The organism is Paenibacillus sp. HJGM_3, assembly GCF_045062745.1.
Lineage (GTDB): Bacteria > Bacillota > Bacilli > Paenibacillales > NBRC-103111 > Paenibacillus_AA.
Map to the genome: position 1 here is coordinate 55,414 of NZ_JBJGED010000014.1, position 22,794 is coordinate 78,207.

At 54.4% G+C, this 22,794-nt stretch carries 11 protein-coding genes and 1 pseudogene; 2 read left to right on the plus strand and 10 right to left on the minus strand.

The window, feature by feature from the left end; genetic code table 11:
* Nucleotides 1-146 precede the first annotated feature (146 nt).
* The 7 genes from ACI5FR_RS16635 to ACI5FR_RS16665 all read right to left on the minus strand — a co-directional run bounded on the left by ACI5FR_RS16635 (nt 147) and on the right by ACI5FR_RS16665 (nt 12,607).
* Complete coding sequence (locus tag ACI5FR_RS16635; protein ID WP_405456228.1) at nt 147-1,994, minus strand: glycoside hydrolase family 97 protein; 1,848 nt, start codon at nt 1,992-1,994, stop codon at nt 147-149.
* Between the two features lie 75 nt (nt 1,995-2,069).
* Nucleotides 2,070-3,641 carry an extracellular solute-binding protein gene (locus ACI5FR_RS16640; protein ID WP_405456230.1) on the minus strand — a complete coding sequence of 524 codons (1,572 nt, stop codon included), beginning with the start codon at nt 3,639-3,641 and terminating at the stop codon, nt 2,070-2,072.
* Between the two features lie 61 nt (nt 3,642-3,702).
* Nucleotides 3,703-4,575 carry a carbohydrate ABC transporter permease gene (locus tag ACI5FR_RS16645; RefSeq protein ID WP_405456233.1) on the minus strand — a complete coding sequence of 291 codons (873 nt, stop codon included), beginning with the start codon at nt 4,573-4,575 and terminating at the stop codon, nt 3,703-3,705.
* Between the two features lie 9 nt (nt 4,576-4,584).
* Entirely contained in the window at nt 4,585-5,544 is a 960-nt protein-coding gene (locus ACI5FR_RS16650; protein ID WP_405456235.1) for an ABC transporter permease, read from the minus strand.
* The gene (locus tag ACI5FR_RS16655; RefSeq protein ID WP_405456238.1) at nt 5,541-7,178 is read right to left on the minus strand and encodes a right-handed parallel beta-helix repeat-containing protein; all 1,638 of its coding nucleotides are present in this window, start codon (nt 7,176-7,178) and stop codon (nt 5,541-5,543) included. Before ACI5FR_RS16655 ends, ACI5FR_RS16650 begins: the two co-directional genes overlap by 4 nt.
* A gap of 43 nt (nt 7,179-7,221) precedes the next feature.
* Nucleotides 7,222-8,739 (minus strand): extracellular solute-binding protein, encoded by a 1,518-nt coding sequence (locus ACI5FR_RS16660; RefSeq protein ID WP_405456239.1) that lies wholly within the window; start codon nt 8,737-8,739, stop codon nt 7,222-7,224.
* 157 nt (nt 8,740-8,896) lie between these two features.
* Nucleotides 8,897-12,607: a cadherin-like beta sandwich domain-containing protein gene (locus ACI5FR_RS16665; RefSeq protein ID WP_405456241.1), complete on the minus strand. Its 3,711-nt coding sequence runs from the start codon at nt 12,605-12,607 to the stop codon at nt 8,897-8,899.
* Between the two features lie 190 nt (nt 12,608-12,797).
* Between ACI5FR_RS16665 and ACI5FR_RS16670 the strand changes: the two genes are divergently transcribed.
* A complete protein-coding gene (locus ACI5FR_RS16670; RefSeq protein WP_405456242.1) occupies nt 12,798-14,558 on the plus strand; it encodes a sensor histidine kinase in 1,761 nt (586 codons plus the stop codon).
* A complete protein-coding gene (locus ACI5FR_RS16675) occupies nt 14,533-16,146 on the plus strand; it encodes a response regulator (RefSeq protein ID WP_405456245.1) in 1,614 nt (537 codons plus the stop codon). Before ACI5FR_RS16670 ends, ACI5FR_RS16675 begins: the two co-directional genes overlap by 26 nt.
* Before the next feature lie 247 nt (nt 16,147-16,393).
* Here ACI5FR_RS16675 and ACI5FR_RS16680 read toward each other — a convergent pair.
* The 3 genes and pseudogenes from ACI5FR_RS16680 to ACI5FR_RS16690 form a co-directional block, all read right to left on the minus strand.
* A pseudogene (locus ACI5FR_RS16680) lies at nt 16,394-16,603 on the minus strand (transposase zinc-binding domain-containing protein); the annotation flags it as partial.
* A 75-nt stretch (nt 16,604-16,678) separates the two neighbouring features.
* Nucleotides 16,679-20,722, minus strand: coding sequence for a COG1361 family protein (locus tag ACI5FR_RS16685; protein WP_405456247.1), 4,044 nt, complete (start codon nt 20,720-20,722; stop codon nt 16,679-16,681).
* Between the two features lie 79 nt (nt 20,723-20,801).
* Complete coding sequence (locus ACI5FR_RS16690; RefSeq protein ID WP_405456249.1) at nt 20,802-22,787, minus strand: alpha-L-rhamnosidase-related protein; 1,986 nt, start codon at nt 22,785-22,787, stop codon at nt 20,802-20,804.
* Nucleotides 22,788-22,794 lie beyond the last annotated feature (7 nt).

Sequence of the window (22,794 nt, forward strand, 5' to 3'; positions counted from 1 at the left end):
TCCATAGCGGCCCGAACCCGGACTCTCCCCCGCACCGAAGGAAGAATCTGCAGAGAGAAGGGGACATCGGCCTTTCCATTCTTATCCCTCTGATATACCCGATGTGGAGTTATTCCTTCTACCCTACACTTGTAATCCGTCATGTCTCAGTCCTCCCGCACCGGTCGGATCATGGCGACGTACCCGTCTTCAGGCTGCAGTACAATCCTTAAGCTCCGATCGGCGGGGCCCCAAGTTGCTTCGTTTCGTCTCAGAGCAGCCCGTTCCGGACTCGTAATGGCGATCGCCTCATACGGGCAGCCGTCCAAAAACGACAAATCCAGCTCAGCCTCCCTCACCTGGTTCGTACCGTTCACGGCGGCAACAAACCAGACCTCCCCGCTTCTGCGGGCCATTACGGCGAGCTCGGCGATGGCGCTTGGAGGCAGCACCCGGGTCTCGTCCCAAACGCTCGGAATCGCCTTCAAGACATCGAGTGCGGGGAGCACCCGCGGATCGCGCAGCAGCACATCGGGATTCTCGGCGATGACCTGAAGCGGTGAAGTAAACAAAATCGCCGTAGCAAGCTGATGGGCCCATGTAGTCGTGCCCGGATTCGTAAAGCCTACCGGCGTATAATCGCCATGCCCGGCTAGGAATCGGGTAAAAGGCAGAGCGGCATTGTGAAAAGCAGGAATCGGTCCCTCCTTCATCTTGTTCAACTCCAACCCCCGGATGCCTTCGCGGGAAATCTCGTTGGGGTATGTCCGGGATTCGCCGGTGGGCTTCGAGATGCCGTGAAAATTCATCATCAGCTTTAATTCGGCGGCAATCCGTAGAGCGTTAATCTCGAAATCGATCGAAGCTTTATCCTCGCAATCGATAAAATCGACCTTCAACCCTACACATCCCGCAGCCTTCACTTTCCCAAAAAAGTCGCGCATGTCCGAATATCCGTCGGCGGGATTATTAATTTCCTTCGAACGCTTCCATACGAAAACACCGACCTCCCAAGCGGTGGCATACTCCGTAAGCTCCTGCAGCGATCCCCAGGGATCATCCCAGCTCTCCCAACCTTCGTCAATGGTTGTATATTCGAAGCCCAGCTCCTCCGCGCAATCGATCATGTGACTCTCCTCTTCCGGCGTGCCGGTACCGAGGCTCCACCAACGCCATACGGAACGTCCGGGACGAATATAACCGGTGTCGGCGAATAACTCCGGGGACGGAGGCGGATTCAGATTCGCGATCAGGTCCGAATTCACCAAGCCGTTCAGGTCGGGGCTGATCAGGATAACCCGCCAAGGCGTAACAATCGTTCCGGCTACCGTGAACCCCCTGTCGCCTTCCGTGAATTGGGCTCGCAGCCTTCGTCCGCCCACCGCTTCCACTCTCATCCCGCTGTAATCGTATAAGGCTGCTTCCATAATCGCGGCATATTTGCCGGCCAGCTCGAAGACAAGAGGCGTTCCTTGAACCGCTCCCATAACGGAAACTTCATGCAGTCTCTCCACATCGGTTTTCAACCATTCGCCCGCATAGCTTTTCAGCTTCCAATCGTTGTTGCGCTCGAAATACCAAACCCCGCTGCCCCTCGGGATCGTCCAGCCCGATGATTCCCCGTCGACCCGCCGCTCTCCCTCCCCCGGAATCTCATAGCGGAAGGCAAATCCGTCGTCATAGCATCTCGCATATAACATCCAAAGCGTACCTGACGGGACATGCCGGATTTCCGCTTCTAATTCACAGCAGTGATTCACTCCTGCCGGATGATGTCCCCTCGTCGGATATTCCTCTCGAATCGTTCGAAACTGATACGATTCGAACCGTACATTCTCGCCTAATCGAATACCGTCCACCGTAATGCCCATATCCGATTCTTCTACAATCACAACCTCATTTGCCATTACGGTATATCGCAATGAACCGCTAACGGATACATATATTTCGCACTTTATATAGCCATCCGGGCTTGCCATGGCAATCGACTGCAGTGGTGCCGAGACCTTCGTCATCCTCTATCCTCCATCTGAATGGCAACAGGGGAAGCGAGCCCTTGGGCTCCGTTCTTCCCCCATCGGTTTATCGTATTATTTCGAGCTTTCCATCTTTTTGATGTAATCGTTCATTTGCTTGACGTATTCTTCGCCGCCCGCTTTATACCAGCCGTTCAGCAGCTCGTCGAATTTGGCGACAGGCACTTCTCCCATCAAGATCTTCATCGTCGTTTGATCCCATTCTTTCTGGTAGTCCATATAGTTCGGCTTCTTCGCAGCATCCGGCACGAAGCCAAGATCCTTGCCGGCTACAACGGTTTCCAGCGACTTTTTCAGCCAAGGCGTGATTTTGTCCACAACCTCTTTGGGCGTGCCTGTCGTGATGAAGAAGCCGATGTCATTGGCTCTGCGCATCGAGTTGCGGCGGATGAAATTCTTGGGCGGACCGACGATGGCCTTCTTCTGGCCGTTGTCCACCGTATAATCTTGCCCTTCATAACCGTCCACCACAACGGGCCACAGGTCGTCGGACAGCCAGCTATCCAGTAAATTTACAACTTTCTGCGGGTTTTTAGCGTTCTTCGTAATGCCCCAGAAGCCCCACAAGCCCGTCGGACTCGTCGCCAGGTTACCGCCCTTGACTTCCCCCTTCTCGTTCTTCACATGCACGAAGGTCAAATCCGCCTTCGGCGCTTGTTTCTGAATTTCCGGGAGATGCCAGGTGTAATGCCCCGCGAAGCCGGGGTAAACGCCGGTCAGTCCCCTCCAGAAGCGTTCGCGCTGCTTCGTGCCGTCGTTCAAAGCCGAGTCCGGATCAAGGACGCCGGCTTTATACAGATTGGCCGAAAATTCAAGCGCTTTCTTGAACTCCGTGCCGTTCTGATCGTACATCGGGTTCATATACTCGTATTTGCCTCCGGATGCCTTCTGCCATCCCATGACCCCGAACGGGCCGGTCAGAATCGGCTCCAGCACCTTGCGGGCATTGTAGGCTCCGGCGTAGCCGTACGTGTCGTTTTTCCCGTTTTTGTCCGGGTCGTTAAACGTAAATTTCTTCAGAATGTCTTCGAATTGCTGGATCGTAATCTCGCTGTTGGCCGGGATTGGAATGCCTACGTTTTCCAGCCAGTCCGTCCGCACCCAATACCCGTCATTGCGTACGACCGACGTACGCGGAATGCCGTAAATTTTCCCGTCCTGATTCGCTTTGAGCTGATCCCAGGAGGACTGGTACGTATACTTCATCAAATTGGGCGCGTTCTTCAAATAATCGTTGACCGGAACGAGAATCCCGTCGCGCACGGCGTTCAGGTAGGCTTGGTCGGTTGTGTTCTGGAAGAAGACCACATCGGGATATTCGCCCGAGGAGAGCATGAGCTGTTGCCGCTCGAGATAACCTGTGGACGGCGGAATTTCGAACGTCAGCTTTACGTTGTTTTTCTTCTCCAATTGTTCGATGAACTTCGCATCCGTTGCGGAGATGTCCGGCTGCTCGTGATTCGCCATGATTTTAATCGGCACCGGTGCCGCCGGCTCCGCCGATTTGACTGGATCTGCCGTAGCGGCAGAATTCGTACCGCCCGGTTTGTCGGTAGTTCCACATGCGGTCGCCACCAGCATCATACCGGCGATAACCGTCAACATCCCTTTCCGTTTCAGACTCATTTTCAAACCCCTCCCATGATTGAGCAAAAATTTTATATAGCAGCAAGGATCCCCCTGATTGCTACCCTTTTACGGAGCCTAGCATAATGCCTTTGACAAAGAATTTCTGGAGAAACGGATAGACGCACAAAATCGGAATCATGACGATCATCAGCGTCGCGTATTTCAACGTTTCGCTCGTAACCTGCGAGGCGCCCATCTCCGCCGCGTTGGCCTGCTGAGCCATCGTGCTCGCCGCTTCGATCACTTCGCGCAGATACAGCATAAGGGGCCATTTGGTTTCGCTTCGAATGTAGATGATGCCGTTAAAGAAGTTGTTCCAATACCCGACCGCAGCGAATAGGCACAAGGTAGCCACAATCGGTTTGGACAACGGAACGACGATCCGGAACAGAATGTACGGGTCGGATGCGCCGTCGATCCGCGCGGCTTCCTCCAGCTCCTCGGGCAACGATTCAAAGAAGTTTTTCATCAGAATCAGGCTGAACCCCGATATCAGAGCCGGAAGCGTAAGAGCCGCCAGCGTATCCAGCAGTCCGAGAGAGCGCATCAGGTAAAAGTTCGGGATCAGACCGCCGTTGAACAGCATCGTGAAGATGACGAGCACCATCAACGTTTTACGCCCTTTAAGCACTTTTTTGGACAAGGGGTAGGCCGTCAAAATGTACAAGAGAATGCCGATCCCGACACCGGAGACGGTGACAAGGATCGTATTCAGATAGCTCCTCCAGAGCAGGGATCGCGACATGATTTCTTTATAAGCTCCGAACGTAAAGTCATGGGGCCAGATCATCATCGGATTATTCACATAGGCCGAGTAAGAGCTAAGCGATACGGAAGCCACGTTCAGGAACGGATACACCATCACGATGGTAATGATTGTGATCAGCGTATAATTGACGGCATCGAAGAGTTCAAATTTTGTTTTACCCATGACGGTCACCTACCATATTTGTTTCCCGAACAGCCGGGCTATCCGATTCGCGATGAGGATCAGCACGAGGCCCACGAATGCTTTGAACAATCCCACCGCTGCGGCGAACGACAATCTGCCGTCAATCAGACCGATCCGGTACGTGTAGGTTTCGAATACATCGGCTACATCGTAGGTTCTGGGGTTGTACAGCAGGTACACCTGCTCGAAGCCGTTGTCGAGAATGTGGCCCAGCTGCAAGATGAGCAGCACGACAACGGTCGAAGCGATGCCGGGTATCGTGATGTAGCGGATCTGCTGAAGACGGCTGGCGCCGTCAATCTTGGCCGATTCGTACAAAGAGGGATCGATGCCTGTCATGGCGGCCAGATAGATGATCGTCCCCCAGCCTACTCCCTTCCACACCTCCGCGGAAATGAGAATCGTCCGAAAATACTCCGGTTTCAACAGAAACGGGATCGGCTCGAATCCCATGGACTTGATCAAATAATTGACGGGACCTGTCGAGGGCGACAAAAAGTTGATGACCATCCCCGCCAGTACGACCCAGGAGATGAAGTGAGGCAAATAAAGCAGCGTCTGCGATACCCGTTTGAACAGGAGGTGCCTCACTTCGTTTAACATGACCGCCAGTAAGATAGGAGCCGGAAATCCGAACAGAGTCTGGTAAAAGCTGAGAATGAGCGAGTTTCTTAACACCTTGTAAAAATCTTTGGATTCGAACAAATAAGTAAAATTCTCAAAACCGATCCATTTGCTGGCCCAGATCCCCCTCACCAGGCTAAAATCCTTGAATGCGATGACGATGCCGAACATGGGGATATATTTGAAAACAAACAGATATAAAAATCCGGGTATCAAAAAGAGATACAGCCATTTGTACATTTTGAAATGCTTGAGCAGGTCTCCCTTGCGCGTATGCGACCGGACTGTCTCGTCTTTCTTGGCAATCAGCTCCAAGGTGTTCACTCTCTTTCCTCGATCGCGATATTTCTCGTTGTCTCAGGGTCTATCCTATAGCGGCGTTCGACATCCGCAAAACGGTTTCCGACCAGCCTTACATCCTCCGCGTGGTGCACATCCACGCCAACCGGGACATTCACGAACATGTTGTCTTCGATCAGGATATATTGGTTATAGATCCCTTCCAAACCGCTGGTTCGAATGCCGACGCCGCCGGTAACGCCGCAGCGCGGGGTGTATCCGCAGTTGTCGAACGTGCAGCGCCGAATCGTTATATGGCTGGGATGGCCCCCTTCATAAAACCCCGTCCATTCCGCACCGATCCATACGCCGGCGTTCATTAGATTCCGGTAAATGACATCTTCGATTGTGACATTGCTGTACCTAATGACATGACCGCACCCCGCGACATTACGGAACACCGAATTTCGCATCGTATACGATTCCACTTCCCAGCAAGCCGGCGCCACATAAGCTTCGGAGGAAATCGGCGCAGCAACCGGTTCGTCAAGCTCTATCAGGTAATAATGGCCGTTATTGCCTCTGCCGTCATGACTCCAACTCCGGATCGTACGGCGCTCCCGACCGGTCCCGATATAGATCGTAACGGCCGTATCCGCACGAAGCGGAGCGTAAGTCCACTTGGCCCAGAGCCTTATCTTATAGCGATCGATGACCTGGTCCACCAACAGGAAGGTGCCATGCATGTTTTGGCCGTCCATCCGCACCCCATTTACGTACATATGTTCGATTTCGAAGTCGCCTGAACACTTATAGATTTTCCATGCATCCCTGGGTGCCGTGAATAACAGGTTGCCTTCCGGCTGGAACCGGATATGGTCGGCCTGCACTCCGCGGCAGATTTCCGTCTGCATTGCAAATCCATTGGAGCTTACCGTATGCAGGTTCTGGAGCCGCAAATCCACGCACTCCTTGAACTGCAGCTGGAACTCCGTATGGGCACCGAAATGCCAGGACAGCCCTTCCCCCACATTCACCTGGCTGGCGACACGAGCGCTGTCCAGACGAAGCCTCCGACCCGCTCCTCCTTCAATACGCCGCCACAGGGCATCCGCTCCCTTGCCGTAGGTCACGCTCTCGCCGAGCAGCGCGGCAGCTTGCAGATCGAAGCGGTTCGCACAGTAGCAGGCCATTCCGTCGATACATGGATTACCCTGGAATACATCAACGGCGATATAGTCTTCTCCCTTATCCACAATGACGCCGGCGCTGGAATAGGCCGGGTCCCTGGAGAACTTCAGATTGCGAAGCGTAAGACCGGTGCACCTGTCGGCCCACAGGATCGAAGGCAAATGCTTTTCATTCTCTCCGTCATGGCAGCCGACCAGCATCGTAGCGGGATTCCCTTCCTCGTCTGTCGCCCCTTCGATTGTTAACCCATCCATATCTTGCAGCCAGAGGTGACGCCGGCTCCAACCGGGATTTTCCGTCGTGTCGTCTGTTACGCAGCTGCGGAGGAAGTACGTTCCCTGTTCAAGCAGCACCCTGGATTTCCCGGACGCAATTGCAGAATAGATGGCCGACCGGATGGCCGCGGCCTGATCGGCGGGATCGTCCGGCATGGCGCCGAAATCTCTCGCAAGCACGTCCCGGTGTGCGTCATAATCTATTCGGACCATGCATCGGCACCTCTTTTCTAGTTGGTCATGTTGCCTGGCAAGCTCACTTCAGCGAGAGCTGCTCCTCCAGTTGTTTCCTGGCCGCTTCCATGTACAATCCATAGTTGTACTTCGTATCAAGTGTCTTGAGAAAATCGTCATACTCGGCCAATGGACGTCTCCCGTAAATGAATTTGAACATTTCCTCCAAAATGTACCGGTTGGCGTCGACGGCCCGGAAGCCTTCCGGGAGTTGAATGAAGGAATCGTACACTTTGATCCGCGGCTGCTCGATCGCAAAGCTGAAAAACGGCTCGGCTGCCGGAAATTTGGTTGCCAGATACGTCATTTCATCGCGGCCCAGCAGCTGGTAGACGTGTGAGTAGATGACGTCGTCTATCTTGTCCGTCGGCCGGATTTCTCCGCCGTCCAGCGTATAATGGACGTTTCTCAAGCCGTACTGTACCAGGCGCGAGCCTTCGGGAGATGACAGGTAATTCAACAGCCGGATGATTTTTTCCAGCTTAAGCGGTTCATTCTGCAGGGTTACCGGCATCACTAGAATGTTCGAAGCGCCAAAATCGTCGTAGCCGTTAAAGGCACCTCCCGGTCCCTCTGGAACTTCAATCTGGATCCATTTCGCTTTCGGGTTGATTGCGGCGATCTGTGCGGCGGCGTCAGTGTTGACCACCAGCGGCCAATTGATATTAAGGAGGCCTACCTGTCCCTGATAAGCTTTATCCTTCTGCTGTCCCTTCGTGTTGGCCAGGAAGTCGGGGTCGACGACTCCCTCCTTCACCATCTCGTTCATATAGGCCAGCGCTTCTCTGAATTGAGGATCGTAGACGGAATTCGTCAGCTTGCCGTTTTTGATATAAAATTTACCGGGATACGTAGTACCGAAGGCTCCGAATATAGGATCGAGGGCGTTAAAGTTCGGGTTGCCCGTAAATCCGAAGGTGTCGTTTTTCCCGTTTCCGTCCGGATCCTTATCGGTAAAGGCTTTCATCACAAGCATTAGTTCACCAAGAGTAGCCGGCGCTTTCATTCCGATACGCTCCAGCCAATCCTGGCGTGCCCATAATGTAAATTGGGGAGCCGGTGAAGCCTTCGTGACGCCGAACACCTTGCCTTTGACCGTCGCGGCCGCCATCGCTTCCGTACCGACGAATTGGACCGCGGGTTGGAGCTTATCCATATAGGGAGTAAGATCCAACAGGCTGCCCTGCTGGGCCAGCTTGATCATGTCCCTTCGGTCCACATAGAACAGATCCGGCGGGCTGTTGCCGGCTATCCGCAGGTTCCATTGGTTTTTATAATCCTCATCGCCGACATTCGTGGTGATTTTCAAATCGATGCCCAGCGTCTTGTCCAATTCCCGCTTGATCACATCATGAGACGAGTCGGACGGCAGGTTGTTCTGGGCTGAAACCATCGCTTCAATTCTCACCCTGGCGCCGGCATCCGTGCTGTTCTCAGACTGATCCGGACTAGCGGACTGCGATTTGCAGCCCGCGAGGAGCCCGGTTATGAAGACAATCATGATTACTGTGGGAATGGGATGCAGTCGTCGTTTGGCCATGTTCGTTTCCCTCTTCCTCTTCAACCGCTTTTAAGTGTAGTGTACACCCTCGATGGCAGCCACAACCTTTCAACTTTTCTTAAAAACTTTCAAAATTTCAGATTGTTGAGTAAGTACGACCAGTATTTGCAACGCGATCCGGAAGGTCGCATCCTCTTTAACCCGGTCGCTTCGACGGTTTCACTGGATCCGCTGGAACTGCCGGGGTCGCCCGGTTTGACGGATCTGCCGGATTAGCCGGGACAGCGGGAATTGCCGGGGTTGCCGGATCGGCCGGCTGCCCTAACGTTCGAACGAAAGAAGGAGCCGACACGGCCGATTCTCCCGCTGCGTTGTATGCCGATGCTGTGTAATAATAATCAGCCGAATGAGCGACGGTAGTATCGGTGTACTGCTGCTCAGCTCCTGTATAAATCAGGCTGTACGGCCCTTCCTCAGCGGAAGCCCGGTATAGCTTGTAGCCATCGGCGCCATTCGAAGCCGTCCAATTCAGGCTTACACTTCGTCCGGTCAATTTGCCGGCACTGGGTCCGGCCGGCGTTTCCGGCGCCAGCGTGATTGGAACGAACATCACCGTATCCGTCCGAGTAAAAGCAGGATCCATGGCCGTTAAGATCACCTTGGCCTCAGCCCCGTCGTTAAAACGGAAGGTTCCTAGGGAAATCCACTGCTGGCCTCCCAGCTTCTGATCTACGGATACGTCCGTTGTCCCGTCCGCATGCAGTACCGTATACTTCGCTTGAGTCGAGTTGTTCGTATAAGAAGGATTCCAGATCTTAACCTCATAAGTCCCTGTATGAGCGATATTCGCCTTCCACTCGGCACGGTCTCCCGGCGTGCGGGTAAATCTGGTGTCGTTATCGTCATAACCGAAGGCGTCCCCGGTGGAAGTCCAAGTACCGGTTTCCGAATAGCCGGCGTCCCCATTATCGATCAATATGGCACCGTCCGGTGCGTTCAATCCGTAATCATTCGTATAGAATCTGAAGTAATCGTACGTCACTTCGCCGGGAAGCCCCGAATCGTCAACCGGCAACTGGTAGACAAGGGAGGTCAGCCATAGATGCTGGCCCCGTCCTTGCGTACCCGCTCCATGAGGACCTGTGTAGAACTCTTCCCGGAACAATTTGCCGTCGATGTAATATTTGAGTTTGGTCGGGGTCCATTCGAAGCCGTAAGTATGGTAACCGTCGGACGAATCGACATTCGTATACGTGAGATACGGCACCGGAACCGTGTGGCTGTCTCCGGGCCACCATAGATGGGCGGCCGTCTTGATTTCATTCGGGGCCCCGGTCTCAATCTCGAAGCCGTCGATTTCGTTGACCTGATAGTCGGTAGACGGAGAATAAATCCGATCGCCGTCGAGCACCTGGACCTTCGGGTTCATGCCTGCGACCCAGAACGAGCTGTGGAAGCCGGCCTTGTTATGCTGCTTGAAGCGGGTTTCGTAATAGCCGTATCCGAGCAGCTGCTTCGTTATGACGCCTCCGCCCGAATAACCTTTGCTGCTTCCGGCCGGTTCCTTCTTCAAAGCGATCCGCAGATATCCATCCGAAACGGAGACGTTGTCTTTCTTGTTGTCCGAATACGTATTGCCGCCGGTTCTGTAGAACCAGGAATCTTCATTCAGGGTGGTTCCGTCGAATTCATCCGCGAATGCAAGGGTGTATCCGGAGCCGGGAACCGAAGGGACCAGCTCGATATGCAAACGGTATTCCATCGACCGGCTCCCGTCCTTAGACGTAACCTGGATCGTTACGGTCCGCGGTTTTCCGTACAAGCTTTCTTTTTCCACCACAAGGGTGTCCCGGGTTACACCGTCGATCGTGAGCGTTTGCCCTTCTGCCGCCTTAACCGGCGAAACGGTGATGTCACGGTCCGTGACGACCGTATAATCCGTTTTATAGGGATCGAAAGCCACGGTTCCGCCTGACAGCGAAATTCCCGAAAGCCGTTCGTACTCATCGCCTTTGACGTCGGAAGGTACATCAGGGCCGTAAATCTCCATCGCATATAAGCCGATATACACCGATTCCCTAGCTTTATCCGCATAAAACCGGACATACCGGGCCGTAACCTCCGGAAAACGAACAATCTCGATCGAGGAAGGCGCAGATTCTTTCAAGTAGGCGTCCTGCCAAGTGTTGCCGTCGTCCGAGTATTGAATTTTGAAGTTTCGCATATCCGCATAATTGTAAAAAGCCACAATCGCCCGATCAAAAGTCGTTCTGCGGAGCAAATCCACCTCGAGCCAAATATACGGAGTGCCATCCGCGAGCACAGTTCTCCAAACCGTGGATCCGTCTCCGTCCACCGCATTTTTACCCGGAGTCAAATAATATTCTCCCGATACTCGGGAAGGCTTGCCTTGCGCATGGTCGCCCTGGCCGACTGTAAGGTTGTAAGTTTGGGTGTAAGCACGGTCTTCCGCTTGAATCTCGATCCGAAATGTCTGTACGCCGAAGGCCACAGGCAATGTTGCTGTGTAGGTGGTACTATTCACAGACGCCCCGTTGATCGAAACCGCTGCGTTCGGGTCATTCGGTATGGTGGTAAGGGTGATGCTGTTCACCCCAACCGCCACATTATAGGCGTAATCCGTAACGCCTGGTTCGAAGCCCGGCGAATTGTTCTCGCCCGATGCAACGTTGTAGCCTCTTGTCGGCTGCCTGCCGTTGATGAGTAAACTCCTTAATTTGGCGTCGGCCTTTTGCCGGATGACAGTCAAAGTGTAGGTCTTCGTATACGCCGGGTCTTGAGCGATTACATCGATCCGGATCGAATTGCTTCCCTCCTCCAATGGCACCGTAGTCGGCGGATCGTTCGGTCCGATTGGGCTGCCGTTTACTCGGACGGTCGCTTCGGCAAACGATGCGATCGGCTTTATGCCCAGAGTCGCGCGGTCATGATTGACCGTATACGTGTATTCGGTGACACCGCGGTCGAATCCCGGCAGGTCGGCCCCGTTCAGCTGCAGGCTGCTCAGGTCCGCATCTCTGCTGCTGCCGGAAGAACGTTTCACATGAAGCGAGTATTGTTTCTTGAAGTTTATGTTTTCAGCCGTCACCTCGATAGGAATCCAATTGTCTCCCACGGCCAGGGCTAGAGGAGCGCTGGATTCCCCGCGGGCGACAACGTTTCCCGCCACCGTGACCGTCGCTTTCGGATCCGCAGTGAGCGGTACGATCGTGATGGAGCTCGTCTCATGGCTCACATTATAGGTAAAGTCCGTTACCGAAGGCTGATAGATCGAGAAGCTTCCAATCTTCAGATCGCTCAGCGTAGTATGCCGGGACCCAAGTCTCTCAAATTTGACGGAATCCGTATTGAAATACCCGGTCGGTCCGTTCGGATCCCTCGATAGCTTCACATACTCGTCGCCTGAACCTTGAAAATCGAAGGTGCCGACCTCCACCCATCCCCCGGCGGGGTCCAAATTCGGAAAAACCGCCGTCGTAGAAACGCCGTTTCGGAATACGTCCACCTTGAGATTCGCATGGAATGAGGTTCTCTTGACGATCCATACGGAGACGCGATAGGTTCCGATCTCGAAGCCTTGTCCGCTAAGAGACGGCGTGTATCGGGCGTAGGCCGTGTTGCTGTTGGCATTCTGAGAGCCCTTGGCGTAAGCGAGGCTGCTGTATGCTCCGCCCCCGGCCATCCCCGAGCTCGAATAACCGCTTGTTGTCGTAGGCAGTCCGCCGGATACATTGGGAGCTCCGTTGTTATCGTTGTCGATGATAATCGTCGACAATGCCGGCTCCACCTCCACTGCCGACGCTGTGTGTACTCCGCCCAACAGTTGCACCGCGAAGAGAAGGAACGCAAGACAGCCGCAAGAAGCCTTCATGAATCTCTGAAACATGATCATTCCCCCAGCATGGAATATAGGATGGAATAAAAACACGCAGTTCATCTCAGATTCATTATCGCTTGTTCCGATTTTCCGTCTCCATTCAATATTTATAAAAAACCTTCAATAATTCGTGAAGTTTCAAAATTCGACTCCATCCGACTCGAAGTCGTTATACTATTAGAAAGTAGGAGGGTCACCTATGAAACGCCGAATTGCAGTCAAAGTGTTTATCATCTCCTTCTTGATGGTGGAAACAATCATCGTTCTGTTGGGCTACCGATATTACCGGTATTCTTCCGACTCTTTACTGGATGCCCAATACGAGTACGCCGCCCAGATCACGAATAAATCCAACGATTATCTCAAGGTCACGCTGGAGCATGTACGCAACCTGCTCATCACGGTCGGTGCCGACAATCGGTTCCAGGGGGGCTCCAGCGAGGAAATCGTGCGATGGTTCAATGAAAGCTTGCTCCCGTATTTGCCGAATGTTTACAATATCCATCTGCTGGAGCAGGGACGCGTGACCGCCAGCACCTCTTATGTGCAGTGGGCGCTTCTCGACGATCCGTTTCTTGTCAAGGAGCTGGATAAAATAAAGCTGTACGGTACCGTTTATTGGATCGGACCCTATTTCTCGCTTTCTTCCAACTATACGGTGACGGCGGTAATGAAGCTGCCTTCCGCAGGGGGGGATAAGGTGATCCTGCTCGATCTATATCTGGCGAGGCTCTACGATTCGATGCTGCCGCAGCCGCCGAACCGAATCAGCGGCGAATTCATCCTGCTGGACAGCTCGCGCCAACCTGTGTTCGGCAGGCTGCCTTATGCGGAATATAACGTATTCGATAAATCTTACCACCTCTACGGGATAGAACCCGAATGGTTCAAGGGAAGCTGGAGACAAACCGAACGAACGACCTCCTCGGGACAAAGTCTGGTGCTGACGAGAGCTACCAACCCGATCATCGGATGGGACGTGGTGTGGATTCTGGATAAAGCGGTTCTGCTCCGGCCGCTGCAGGATACGGTATCTTTTACATGGGCGCTCGGCCTCTTATCCCTCTTCCTGTCGCTCGGCATGGCGTATACGATATCCCTGATGATCAGCCGGCCTGTCCGCGTCATCGCCAAATCCATGAATGCCGTCAGCTCGGGGCAGTTGAATACGACGATCCGAATGAACCGGAAGGATGAGCTAGGACTTTTGGCTACTCATTTCAATCGGATGACAGTGCGGATTCGCGAGCTGATCGCCGATCTGAAGGCAACGGAAAAGCAGAAGCAGCTATCGGACTTTCAAGCACTGCAGGCGCAGATCAAACCTCATTTTCTGTTCAATACATTGAATACGATCAGCATGGCCGCGCGAACCGGCGAATACATCAAGGTCGATCAGCTGATCTCGGCACTCACCATGCAATTGGACTATACCCTGACATCCAGTCCTGAGCCTGTGACGCTGCGCGAGGAAATAAGCGCCCTGGAAAGCTACATTTATCTCATGAAGATCCGGTATCCGGATAAATTTACATTCCATATGGATCTGGACCCGCTTACGCTCGAGAGATTTCTCCCGAAGTTCGTGTTGCAGCCTCTGGTGGAAAACAGTATTTTTCATGGGCTCGCTTCCGCTGAGAAAGACGGTGTCCTGTTTATCGGAACAACCAGCGGACCGGACGGCTGGGACATTATGATCGAAGACAACGGCAGGGGCATGACAGTGGAGGTTAGAGCCGAGCTTGAACGGTTGCTGAGCTTGCCGGCGTCCCTGGACGACAGCCTGACGGAGAATAAACCTTTTGGTCACGGAATCGGATTCGTCAACGTCCACCGCAGGCTGCAGATGATGTTCGGCGATCATTTTCGACTGACGATCGAAAGCGCACCCGATGAGGGGACAAAACTTTTGATCCATTTGGGGGTGGAAGAGCATGAAGCGAATCCTGATCGTGGATGACGAAGCGATGACCAGACAGCATATCCGCACCCAGTTTCCATGGCAGGAATGGGGGTATGTCATTGCCGGCGAAGCGGAGAACGGCGTACAAGCCTTGGAACGCTGCAGGAAGCTGAAGCCGGACATCCTGCTCCTCGATATTACGATGCCGTTGATGGGGGGATTGGAACTGCTTGAGCGGCTGAAGGTGGAGTTCCCTCTTATTCGATGCATCATCCTGACGGCCCATCGAGACTTTTCTTATGCACAGGAGGCGATCCGTAAAGGCGCAGACGGCTACATCTTGAAAGCCCCTATCGATGCCGGAGAGATGAGGTCGGCGCTGCAGCGGGCCAGCGATGAATTCGATAAAACGAGCCGCCTGAAGATCAGCGAACAAAGCCATAAAGTATTGGTTCATAATTACCAGTATCCGCTGCGGCAAAAGTTTTTCGAGGATATCCAGTCCTCCCTGCTCGCCAAAAATGAGGAAATCATCGCTCTGGGAGAAAAGCTTGGTATCGACCTTGGCCGGCCATCCTATATACTTCTCGATTGCTGCGTGGACGAACTCCCCAAGCTCGAACACCGTTACCCGGTCAAGGACCGGTCGCTGATCGAGTTCAGCCTGCTGGAGATCGTGCGCGAGTGCGTTCAGATGGATTTTCCCGGAAGTTTCGAGCTGTTCCCCGTCACATTCGGGCGTTTCGTCCTTCTGCTGACGGGTCAACGGACTGCGAACGCTCCCTTGCTGAAAGAGAACATCACCCTGCTGCTCCGTAAATTATCGAAACCGCTTGGACAATACTTGAAAATCCGGCTTACGGTTACAGGGAGCCGACCCTTCACGACCATCTCCTTGCTTAATCAGGTGTACAGGGATACCTTGAAATACCGGAACCGCCACTTTTACTCGGATCGTTCAGAGCCTCTGTTCGTCGACCAAGCCGTTCCGTTCCGCCCGATTCCATCGGCCGTCCTGAAAAAGCTGGAGGATCGCGTGGAAGAGATCGTCTGCTGCCAGGACGAACAACCTTACGGGGATTGGACGGGACTCATCAAGAAGGAATTTCTGTTCTATAAACCCGAGCCTGCTTCGGCCTTGCAGTGGCTCGAAAATTTGCTGTGCCTGCTGACGGAAAATACGGCCGCCTTGGGCGTACAACCATTCGCGTCCGGCTCCCTTCAAGGGGAAACGTCCTTCAGCCGGGCACTGGAGGCCGTTGCTCGCCAGGTCAATGAACGGCGCAAGCGGCAATCCCATTCGCTTCAGCTGAGACACGAGCTATCCGCCGCCGTGCAATATATCAAGAACCATCTGAGCGACGATCTCAACGTGGAGATCATAGCCCATAAGGTGAAGCTGAGTCCGTCCTACCTGGGCCAACTGTTCAAGAAGGAAGTAGGTGTCTCTATCGTCGATTATATTCTGGAGCAGCGGATGGAGATGGCCAAGCATTATTTATTGACCGGGCAATACCGGAACTACGAGCTGGCTTCGAAAGTCGGATTCCGCAGTTACTCCTATTTCTGCACCCTGTTCAAAAAATATTACGGTGTGACACCCAACGAATACAAGCACGCCCATCAGCCTGTCGTCGAACCGTGAGCATCCCAAGGAAATTACCTGAATTAAGAAAAACCGTCCTGACGGACGTTCCTTGGCGTTGGCGTTCAATTGGCGCGTGGGGGAGGGCAGGCAGAGGGGTTCCGACCGCTGTTGAAATCTTGTGCTTTTGATCGGAATGGGCTTAGGGTAGCACAAGATTTCAAAGGCGGACGCTTCGCTTCTCCACTCCCTCTGCCTGCCCTCTTTCGTTCCTCTTTCCAGCCGTGCGTTATGTCGAGGCCTCTTGTAGCTGTACGGCCTCATCGATAAATTCCCTCATCAGCTTCTCGCGATGCCGTAAGAAGACTTCGCGTAATCCTTCATCGATCGTAAAGACAACATGTCGATGATTGACCTGAAATACGTCTTGCTCCAGGAACCGTCCCCACTCTTCGGTCTCTCGACATGAACATGTCGTACAGAATCTCACTTTGCACCGATACGGAACATGCCGCAGGACTACTAGTATGTTGAAAAGACCCCAGCCGACATGCAGAGCATGCCGGCCGGGGTTTTCCTGCTTCGAGCCTTGTCAATAATGAATTTTCACTTGATCCTGTCCCGTATGCCGGACTTTCAGGAGCAAATACCGGTTATGTTCCTGATAGACCCACCCTACAGGGGCTCCGTTTAAGTCAACGTTTTCGTCAAGTGCGACGTCGTTAATCGTGATTTGGCGCGGTTTCTCCCTCATGGCGACCAGAACGTAACTCGTTTCTCCGGCTGGATAGTCCAGTGCAAAGGATACGAGATGCCTGGTGTCGGCGGGAGAAGTGTTCCGAATCTCCGCAAGAGAAGTCACACGAGCTTCGGAGCATTCCCGTTTGTCGACAACCGCCTCAGGACAGCCGGGAACGGTAATGGAGCGGACGTCGGGATTTGGCCCCTTCCCTTCCACGAACCGTTTCATAAAGATCGTTTTTACAATTTCCTCCGGGTTCAGCATAACGCTGTCCGAACGGCTGTTGGAGATCAGCCTCCAGTTATCCGGGTAGCCGCCCCTCCAGACTTCGTCCTTTCCGGACGCCTGCTGCTTCTCAGCGCTGGCCAGTATTCCGTCCGCTACCTGCTTCCAAGGCCCTGAGCTGTCGTAGCGGGCCAGATCCAACACTTCATAGGCGTAAACAAGACCGTTCCACTGCACGGGTGAAGCCAGCCAGGAGTTGATGTAAGCGGAAGCGCCGAAGATCGGGATGGTGCCGTATTCCATCATGGGCCGTTCCTGCACCCCCCAGGTGTACACAAAAGGCAAGCCAGCTTGCGCCCATTTAGCGGATTTTTGCAAATAACGGTCCTCACCGGTCAACTTGTAGGCCTGCAGGTAAGCTCCTGCAGCATGCCCTGCGGCAAGAATATCGGGCGTATGCAGGGGAACCTCCCATGGCTGTCCCGCACGCGGAACCTCACCCATGGAACCGAGAGCCGCAAGTCCCTTAAAGCCTGCTTCTTCCGCCTTCTTGCTGCCTGTCATGGCTGCGTATTTTAACAACAGCTTCGTATTCAGGGCCGTCTGTCCGAGAAGGGGGGTGCCGTTGCTGCCGAGAGGCGGATTGTACGCGTTCTCCTTGTCGTATACCCAGGAACCCGAGGGAGTCTGCGTATCCATAAGCGTCTGCATCTGCTCCTCCAGCCCTTCCAGCATTTCCTCCATGTATCCTACATGGAACGCGGCCTGGAACTGCGGGATATGGTAATCCGGATCGCCCAATTGCTTCTTGTCTGCCATGGCGTTCAGCGCCTTCGAGATCACCTGCTCTACTTCCGGTTTGCGGTCCGGCTGTGACATGCCCAGAAGCTTAAGGCTTACCATGTCGGCAGGATACTGATTCGTTCCCCAAGACGGAATGTTGACATGGCGCCATCCGTTCGTTGCAGGATCCCAGTATGTTCGTAGGTAGGCATCCAACCCTAGGTCTACTTGTTCTTTAAAATCGAAGACCTGCGGAACGGCAGGCAGTCCGCCCTCCTGCTTCATATAGAGGTCCACCGCTTTGGATACGGATTCCGCGTTGGACACCGTGATGCCGGACTTCAGTTCAATGGGCTGTCCTGCTTGCAGGGGATAGGGCGTATGGGCGAGCTCCTGGTTCTCCTTAACCCAGGCCGGCACGCTTAACGCGGACAATCCCATCACGTGGTTGTTTTGATTCTCCACCCAGTTGGGCGAAGCGAATTTAGCGGCAGGAAGCTCATGCACGCCATCCCACTTCTGATGAGGGTCCCAGCTCAGACTGATGAGTTGCCCGCCTTGGCGAACGGCCATTAAGGGAACCGTAATCTTGTAAGGATGAGGAACGAGGCGCAAGGAGTCCGGTGTGTGAATGTCCAGCTTACTGGAAGAGACCTCGTCGCCGACAAGCCATTCGAGCCCAGGGAATAACGCTTCATCCTTGGCGCTGCCGAAACTTCCTTCTCCTACTGTAAGGACCGGTCCGGTCAGATTAAGCAGCTCCGCATCTCTGTCCGACTGAACACGCTGCTGGGCCCCAATTTGTAAATCGCCGTCCTTAAGAGCAAACCCAAATTGGTAACTCCATTGTCTGCCTGCTGAATCCTTGGTCTCACCCTGGAACGTAAGCCGAGACTCGCCGTTCGCAACTCCGGCCGCGACCCGGCTCGGATGAAAAGCGACCGTCTCCGCGCTGTTATCCCCTTGACGGACGACGGCCCCGGCAAACGGCTGAACGCTCGCCATCCGCTTCCAGCCCTGAGTGTCCTCCCATGCGTACACCTGATACTGTCCGTATCCGAAGCTTGATTTGGGGGCCACGAAGCGGATGTTCGGATTCTCCAGCACGGCATCTCCGGTCCCAGGGTCCACATAGGCCCGCGTAGCTTCCGGCCTGCCGACCGGTAACGCCTGATTTTCCTTTACGATGGGCAATGCAACGGAATAACCTTGTTCGTATCCTGCAGCATGAAGGCGGACCTCAACACCCGATGCACTTTCAGAGGCCGCTTTTAGTTTCCACGAGACGGTCTTGGTATCGCCGGGGTGCAGATCCGGAAGAGGCTGAACGAGTTGCCCTTCGTCAATCCCCAGGTTCCCGGAAAGGATAAGCTCCGCCTGCGGGCTGAAAAAGGCTTTGCCGCCGGTGTTCGAGATATCAACCGTAATTTCCGCATTGTCTCCGGGATGCAAAGCCGGCTTGGAACGTTTGACGGACAAGTTCGCACCGGCCGGACTGGAGACGAATCTCACTTCGTCCAGGGTCAGAACGGCATTCATTCGTTCCCCGCCCTCCAAGTCCAAGCGCAGCTTCGTGATCTTCCCTTTCCACATCGGGTGGTCGCCTACGGGAATGACGTATTCCCTCATCGTCCCGTCAGCCGTAATGGTAAAATCGAATCGGCGCGTTTCCGCATAGGCCGGGGCGGTATCGGTCGCGAAGAAAACGGATATGAAATTACCCGCTGTTGCAGCCATTCGGATCTTAAGGGTTTTGTCCCTCTCCCCCACCACGCCCTTCAGGTTATCGATTCCCAAGTGAGGATCCGTGCCGGTTACAGTTGTCCGAAGCATGCCGTCCGCTATGGTGAAAGGAGTCAGATGGTTGATCGGAGTCCACTGTTGCGAGTCGCCGTCTTTGTTCCAGTCGAAGACTGGAAGCACAACGCTTTGGAACCGGACATAGTCCGTTTCCCACAAGGCCGCTCCCTCCGAGCCCGTATATTCGAGGCTTAGGCGAACGGTTCGGATCGTCCCCTTCCAGGACGGGTGCTCCCACATTTTCACAATGGTTTCCCGGTAGGTCTCATCGGCCGAGAGGGGGATTCGGATTTCGTTGGCAGCCGTATAATCCGGGGAATCCTCCGTTGTAAACGAAACCCGCAAGGCATTCGCCGTCCCGCCGGTCAATCGGGTTCTGACTTTCAGCTCGCCCAGTCTGTCTGCCGGTTCCCCGATAAGACCGGATTCCATGGTAGGCTGAGAGCCGTATACCGTGGCGGTGACACTTCCCGACTGCGCGGCCAGTTCGCTCAGATCCCGGACGGAATGCCAGCCGTCCGTCCCGCTGAACTCAAATCCGAAATCCGCATGGTCGGCAATCCGGATGTAATCGATGCTTACTTCGGAAGGAACGCTTGAGGCTGGCTCCAAGTCCATCCTCAGCTTCCGTACGTTTCCTTTCCAGTTCGGATGAACGCCTGCGCTCACCGTATACTCGTGAAACTCCCCGTCCGGTTTAATCGGAATCAGGATTCTCTTGCTTTGAGAGAGTCCGGGGTAAAGATCCGTATCGAAATAGAAGGCGATGGAATCTCCCTTGGTCGCCCGCATCCGCACGGTGATCGATTGATCGGCGGAAGCGGTAAGCCCGACGGGCTCCGGACCGTACCAAAACGGATCCGTTCCGTTCAATTTCAGGTGCAGGCTTCCCGCCTGAACCTGGTAGCTCTCGACACCGTTCCGGAAATTCAGCCAGCCCTCCGCATTGCCAGGTTCATCAAACTCATAAGACACGGAAGTCGTAGTCCCGGCTGCCGAAGCACCGTAGGGAAGGGGAAACCCGGTAAACATCACGGCGAAAATAAGGACGATCACGAGCATTCTAAGAGTGCGAATTTTCTTCATTGCGATCCACCTCCTCAAATGTTTGCAACGATGCCGCTTCTCAGTGTTTGTGATGCGCTTCGGACCTCATCTCCGAAGCTTATTGCAGATCCATTCCGCCTGCCGTGCGTCGACTGACGGATTTGTTTATCCCGCCCTCTGTCACCTTCCATTCCACGAGGATCGGACCATCGGGTGTGCCTACACCTCCCTTGCACTCCGTAAGTCCGGGCAGCGCATTCGGCGTAAAGTCAAATTTCCGGTATCCCGGTTCAAGCGGTTGGATCCCCAAGATGTACCGGCTTATCCATACGACGGGGGTACTAGACCAACTGTGGCATAGGCTCATCCGGTACGAGCCATACGCCGTGTACGTCGTTTGGGCGGCATGATAGTCCTCTTCACGGTTAAGCACGATACTCTCCCAAAATGTCGTGGCCCCTGAATTCAGCATGGATCCCCAAACGAGGGAGATGGCGTCCCATGCTTTTTCGTGAAGACCATGCCGGGAGCAGCATTCGGCAAACCAATAGGCGGAAAGTGGGGTCAACGGGTCTTTGAGCTCACAGCTCCGGAGGAACGCTTCCGCTTTGTCAGGGGCAACCGAACCGCTCATAATCCCTAGAAGAGGGGTCAGCAGTGCCGACGTGCCTTCCAAAAACACATATTCCGGGAGCTCCGGCCCCTCCCCTGTCACCTCGATACCCAGCTCAGGGACGTAGGCGGCCAGCCGTCCGATCTGCGTCTTCATGAGTTTATAAATCGCGTTGAGGCACCACCACGATTCGTCAGCGCCTATCGGCACCCACTCGATGAACGAAACCTCCGCCCGCGCACCCGGCAGGAACAATCCGGTCTCCTTGTCGGTGTTCTCCTCTACCCACCGGAGATGACGGGTCAAATCCTCCCTAAGTTCCAGTACAAACGCGGTATCGCCCGTCTCCAGATAGTAGTCCCACACGCCGCACAGCCACCATAAAGTATAAGAGGGAATGGCGTTCATCCAATAGCCGTAGGGGGTTTTGCCCAGCTCCCGAATGGAACGGCGCAGAACCGAAAGATCATCCCACAGCACATAATCGGCCTTTGCAGCCATGTAGATATCGTAAGCCCAGTTTAGGCGGTCTCTCTTAATTCCGTCCCACAATCCGATTTGATGGCAGACCGCGCTGGTATGGACGGAAACGTCGTAGATCTTCTTCAACAGCGGGTTGTCGCATTCCAGTCTCCCCACCTGCTTCATGGGAACGCCGACGGCCTCAAACCGGATTTCGAGGTGGAAGCTTTCCCCCGCCCCGGCCCCCACGAGGAACTGAACCAGTTTCATGCCTTGGGGACTTGTCACAAACCGGCTCCCGGGCTTTACTACGGCACGCTCCGTGATGCAGGAATCATACCCGTGCAGCTCATGGAGCGATTCCGCCCCGTTCCATACAATCTCCACCTCGCCCAAGCCCCGGTTCTCAATGTGGAATCGGATGTTCATCTCGGACGGGAACTCGACAACCGTCTTGGGCATGTCGGTCCAGTCCCGGGCATTCTGCTGGCTGCGCAGGGCCTTCCACTCGTTTTGCTTCATCAGATGATAGAAAATATAGCGCTCGTTCCGGGCGTTCGTTTCACCGAACTGGAGCTTCCGTACTCCGCTTCCGGTTAGGATCAGGCGGCCGCCATGGACATTCGCTTCGAGACCCGAGGCGGACAGGCAGTTTAACTTCTCCATCGGTTCGGCGGCAATGTCGCCATAACCGCCTGCTACAAACCAATCCGGGGTGTTGTCCAATTCGCCGTACGGCTCCTCCCCCAGCCTGCACACCACCTCCGCTTGGCCGTCGTCCGCCTGCCACGTTGCATCGGTCGGAAGCCAGAATCCGTCTCCCTGGATATAAGCGATGCAGCCGACGGTGCGGTCATGGAGATGGATGTTGATGGGAAGGAGCGGCATAGGTTCGCTGCACCGGATCTTCAAGGTTAGGGTATGGACGCCGGCTGCAAGTGCGGCCGGGAAGCGGTCAAGACAAGTAAATGACGTCGATTGCCGCGGATGTTCCGGAATGGCGCCTAGGGGGCTCCCATCCAACTCCACCTCCACA

Excerpts from the sequence above, each read along its gene's own strand:
- ACI5FR_RS16635 (WP_405456228.1), bottom strand. The coding sequence starts at position 1,994 with ATGACGAAGGTCTCGGCACCACTGCAGTCGATTGCCATGGCAAGCCCG.
- ACI5FR_RS16640 (WP_405456230.1), bottom strand. The coding sequence starts at position 3,641 with ATGAGTCTGAAACGGAAAGGGATGTTGACGGTTATCGCCGGTATGATG.
- ACI5FR_RS16645 (WP_405456233.1), bottom strand. The coding sequence starts at position 4,575 with ATGGGTAAAACAAAATTTGAACTCTTCGATGCCGTCAATTATACGCTG.
- ACI5FR_RS16655 (WP_405456238.1), bottom strand. The coding sequence starts at position 7,178 with ATGGTCCGAATAGATTATGACGCACACCGGGACGTGCTTGCGAGAGAT.
- ACI5FR_RS16660 (WP_405456239.1), bottom strand. The coding sequence starts at position 8,739 with ATGGCCAAACGACGACTGCATCCCATTCCCACAGTAATCATGATTGTC.
- ACI5FR_RS16665 (WP_405456241.1), bottom strand. The coding sequence starts at position 12,607 with ATGTTTCAGAGATTCATGAAGGCTTCTTGCGGCTGTCTTGCGTTCCTT.
- ACI5FR_RS16670 (WP_405456242.1), top strand. The coding sequence starts at position 12,798 with ATGAAACGCCGAATTGCAGTCAAAGTGTTTATCATCTCCTTCTTGATG.
- ACI5FR_RS16675 (WP_405456245.1), top strand. The coding sequence starts at position 14,533 with ATGAAGCGAATCCTGATCGTGGATGACGAAGCGATGACCAGACAGCAT.
- ACI5FR_RS16685 (WP_405456247.1), bottom strand. The coding sequence starts at position 20,722 with ATGAAGAAAATTCGCACTCTTAGAATGCTCGTGATCGTCCTTATTTTC.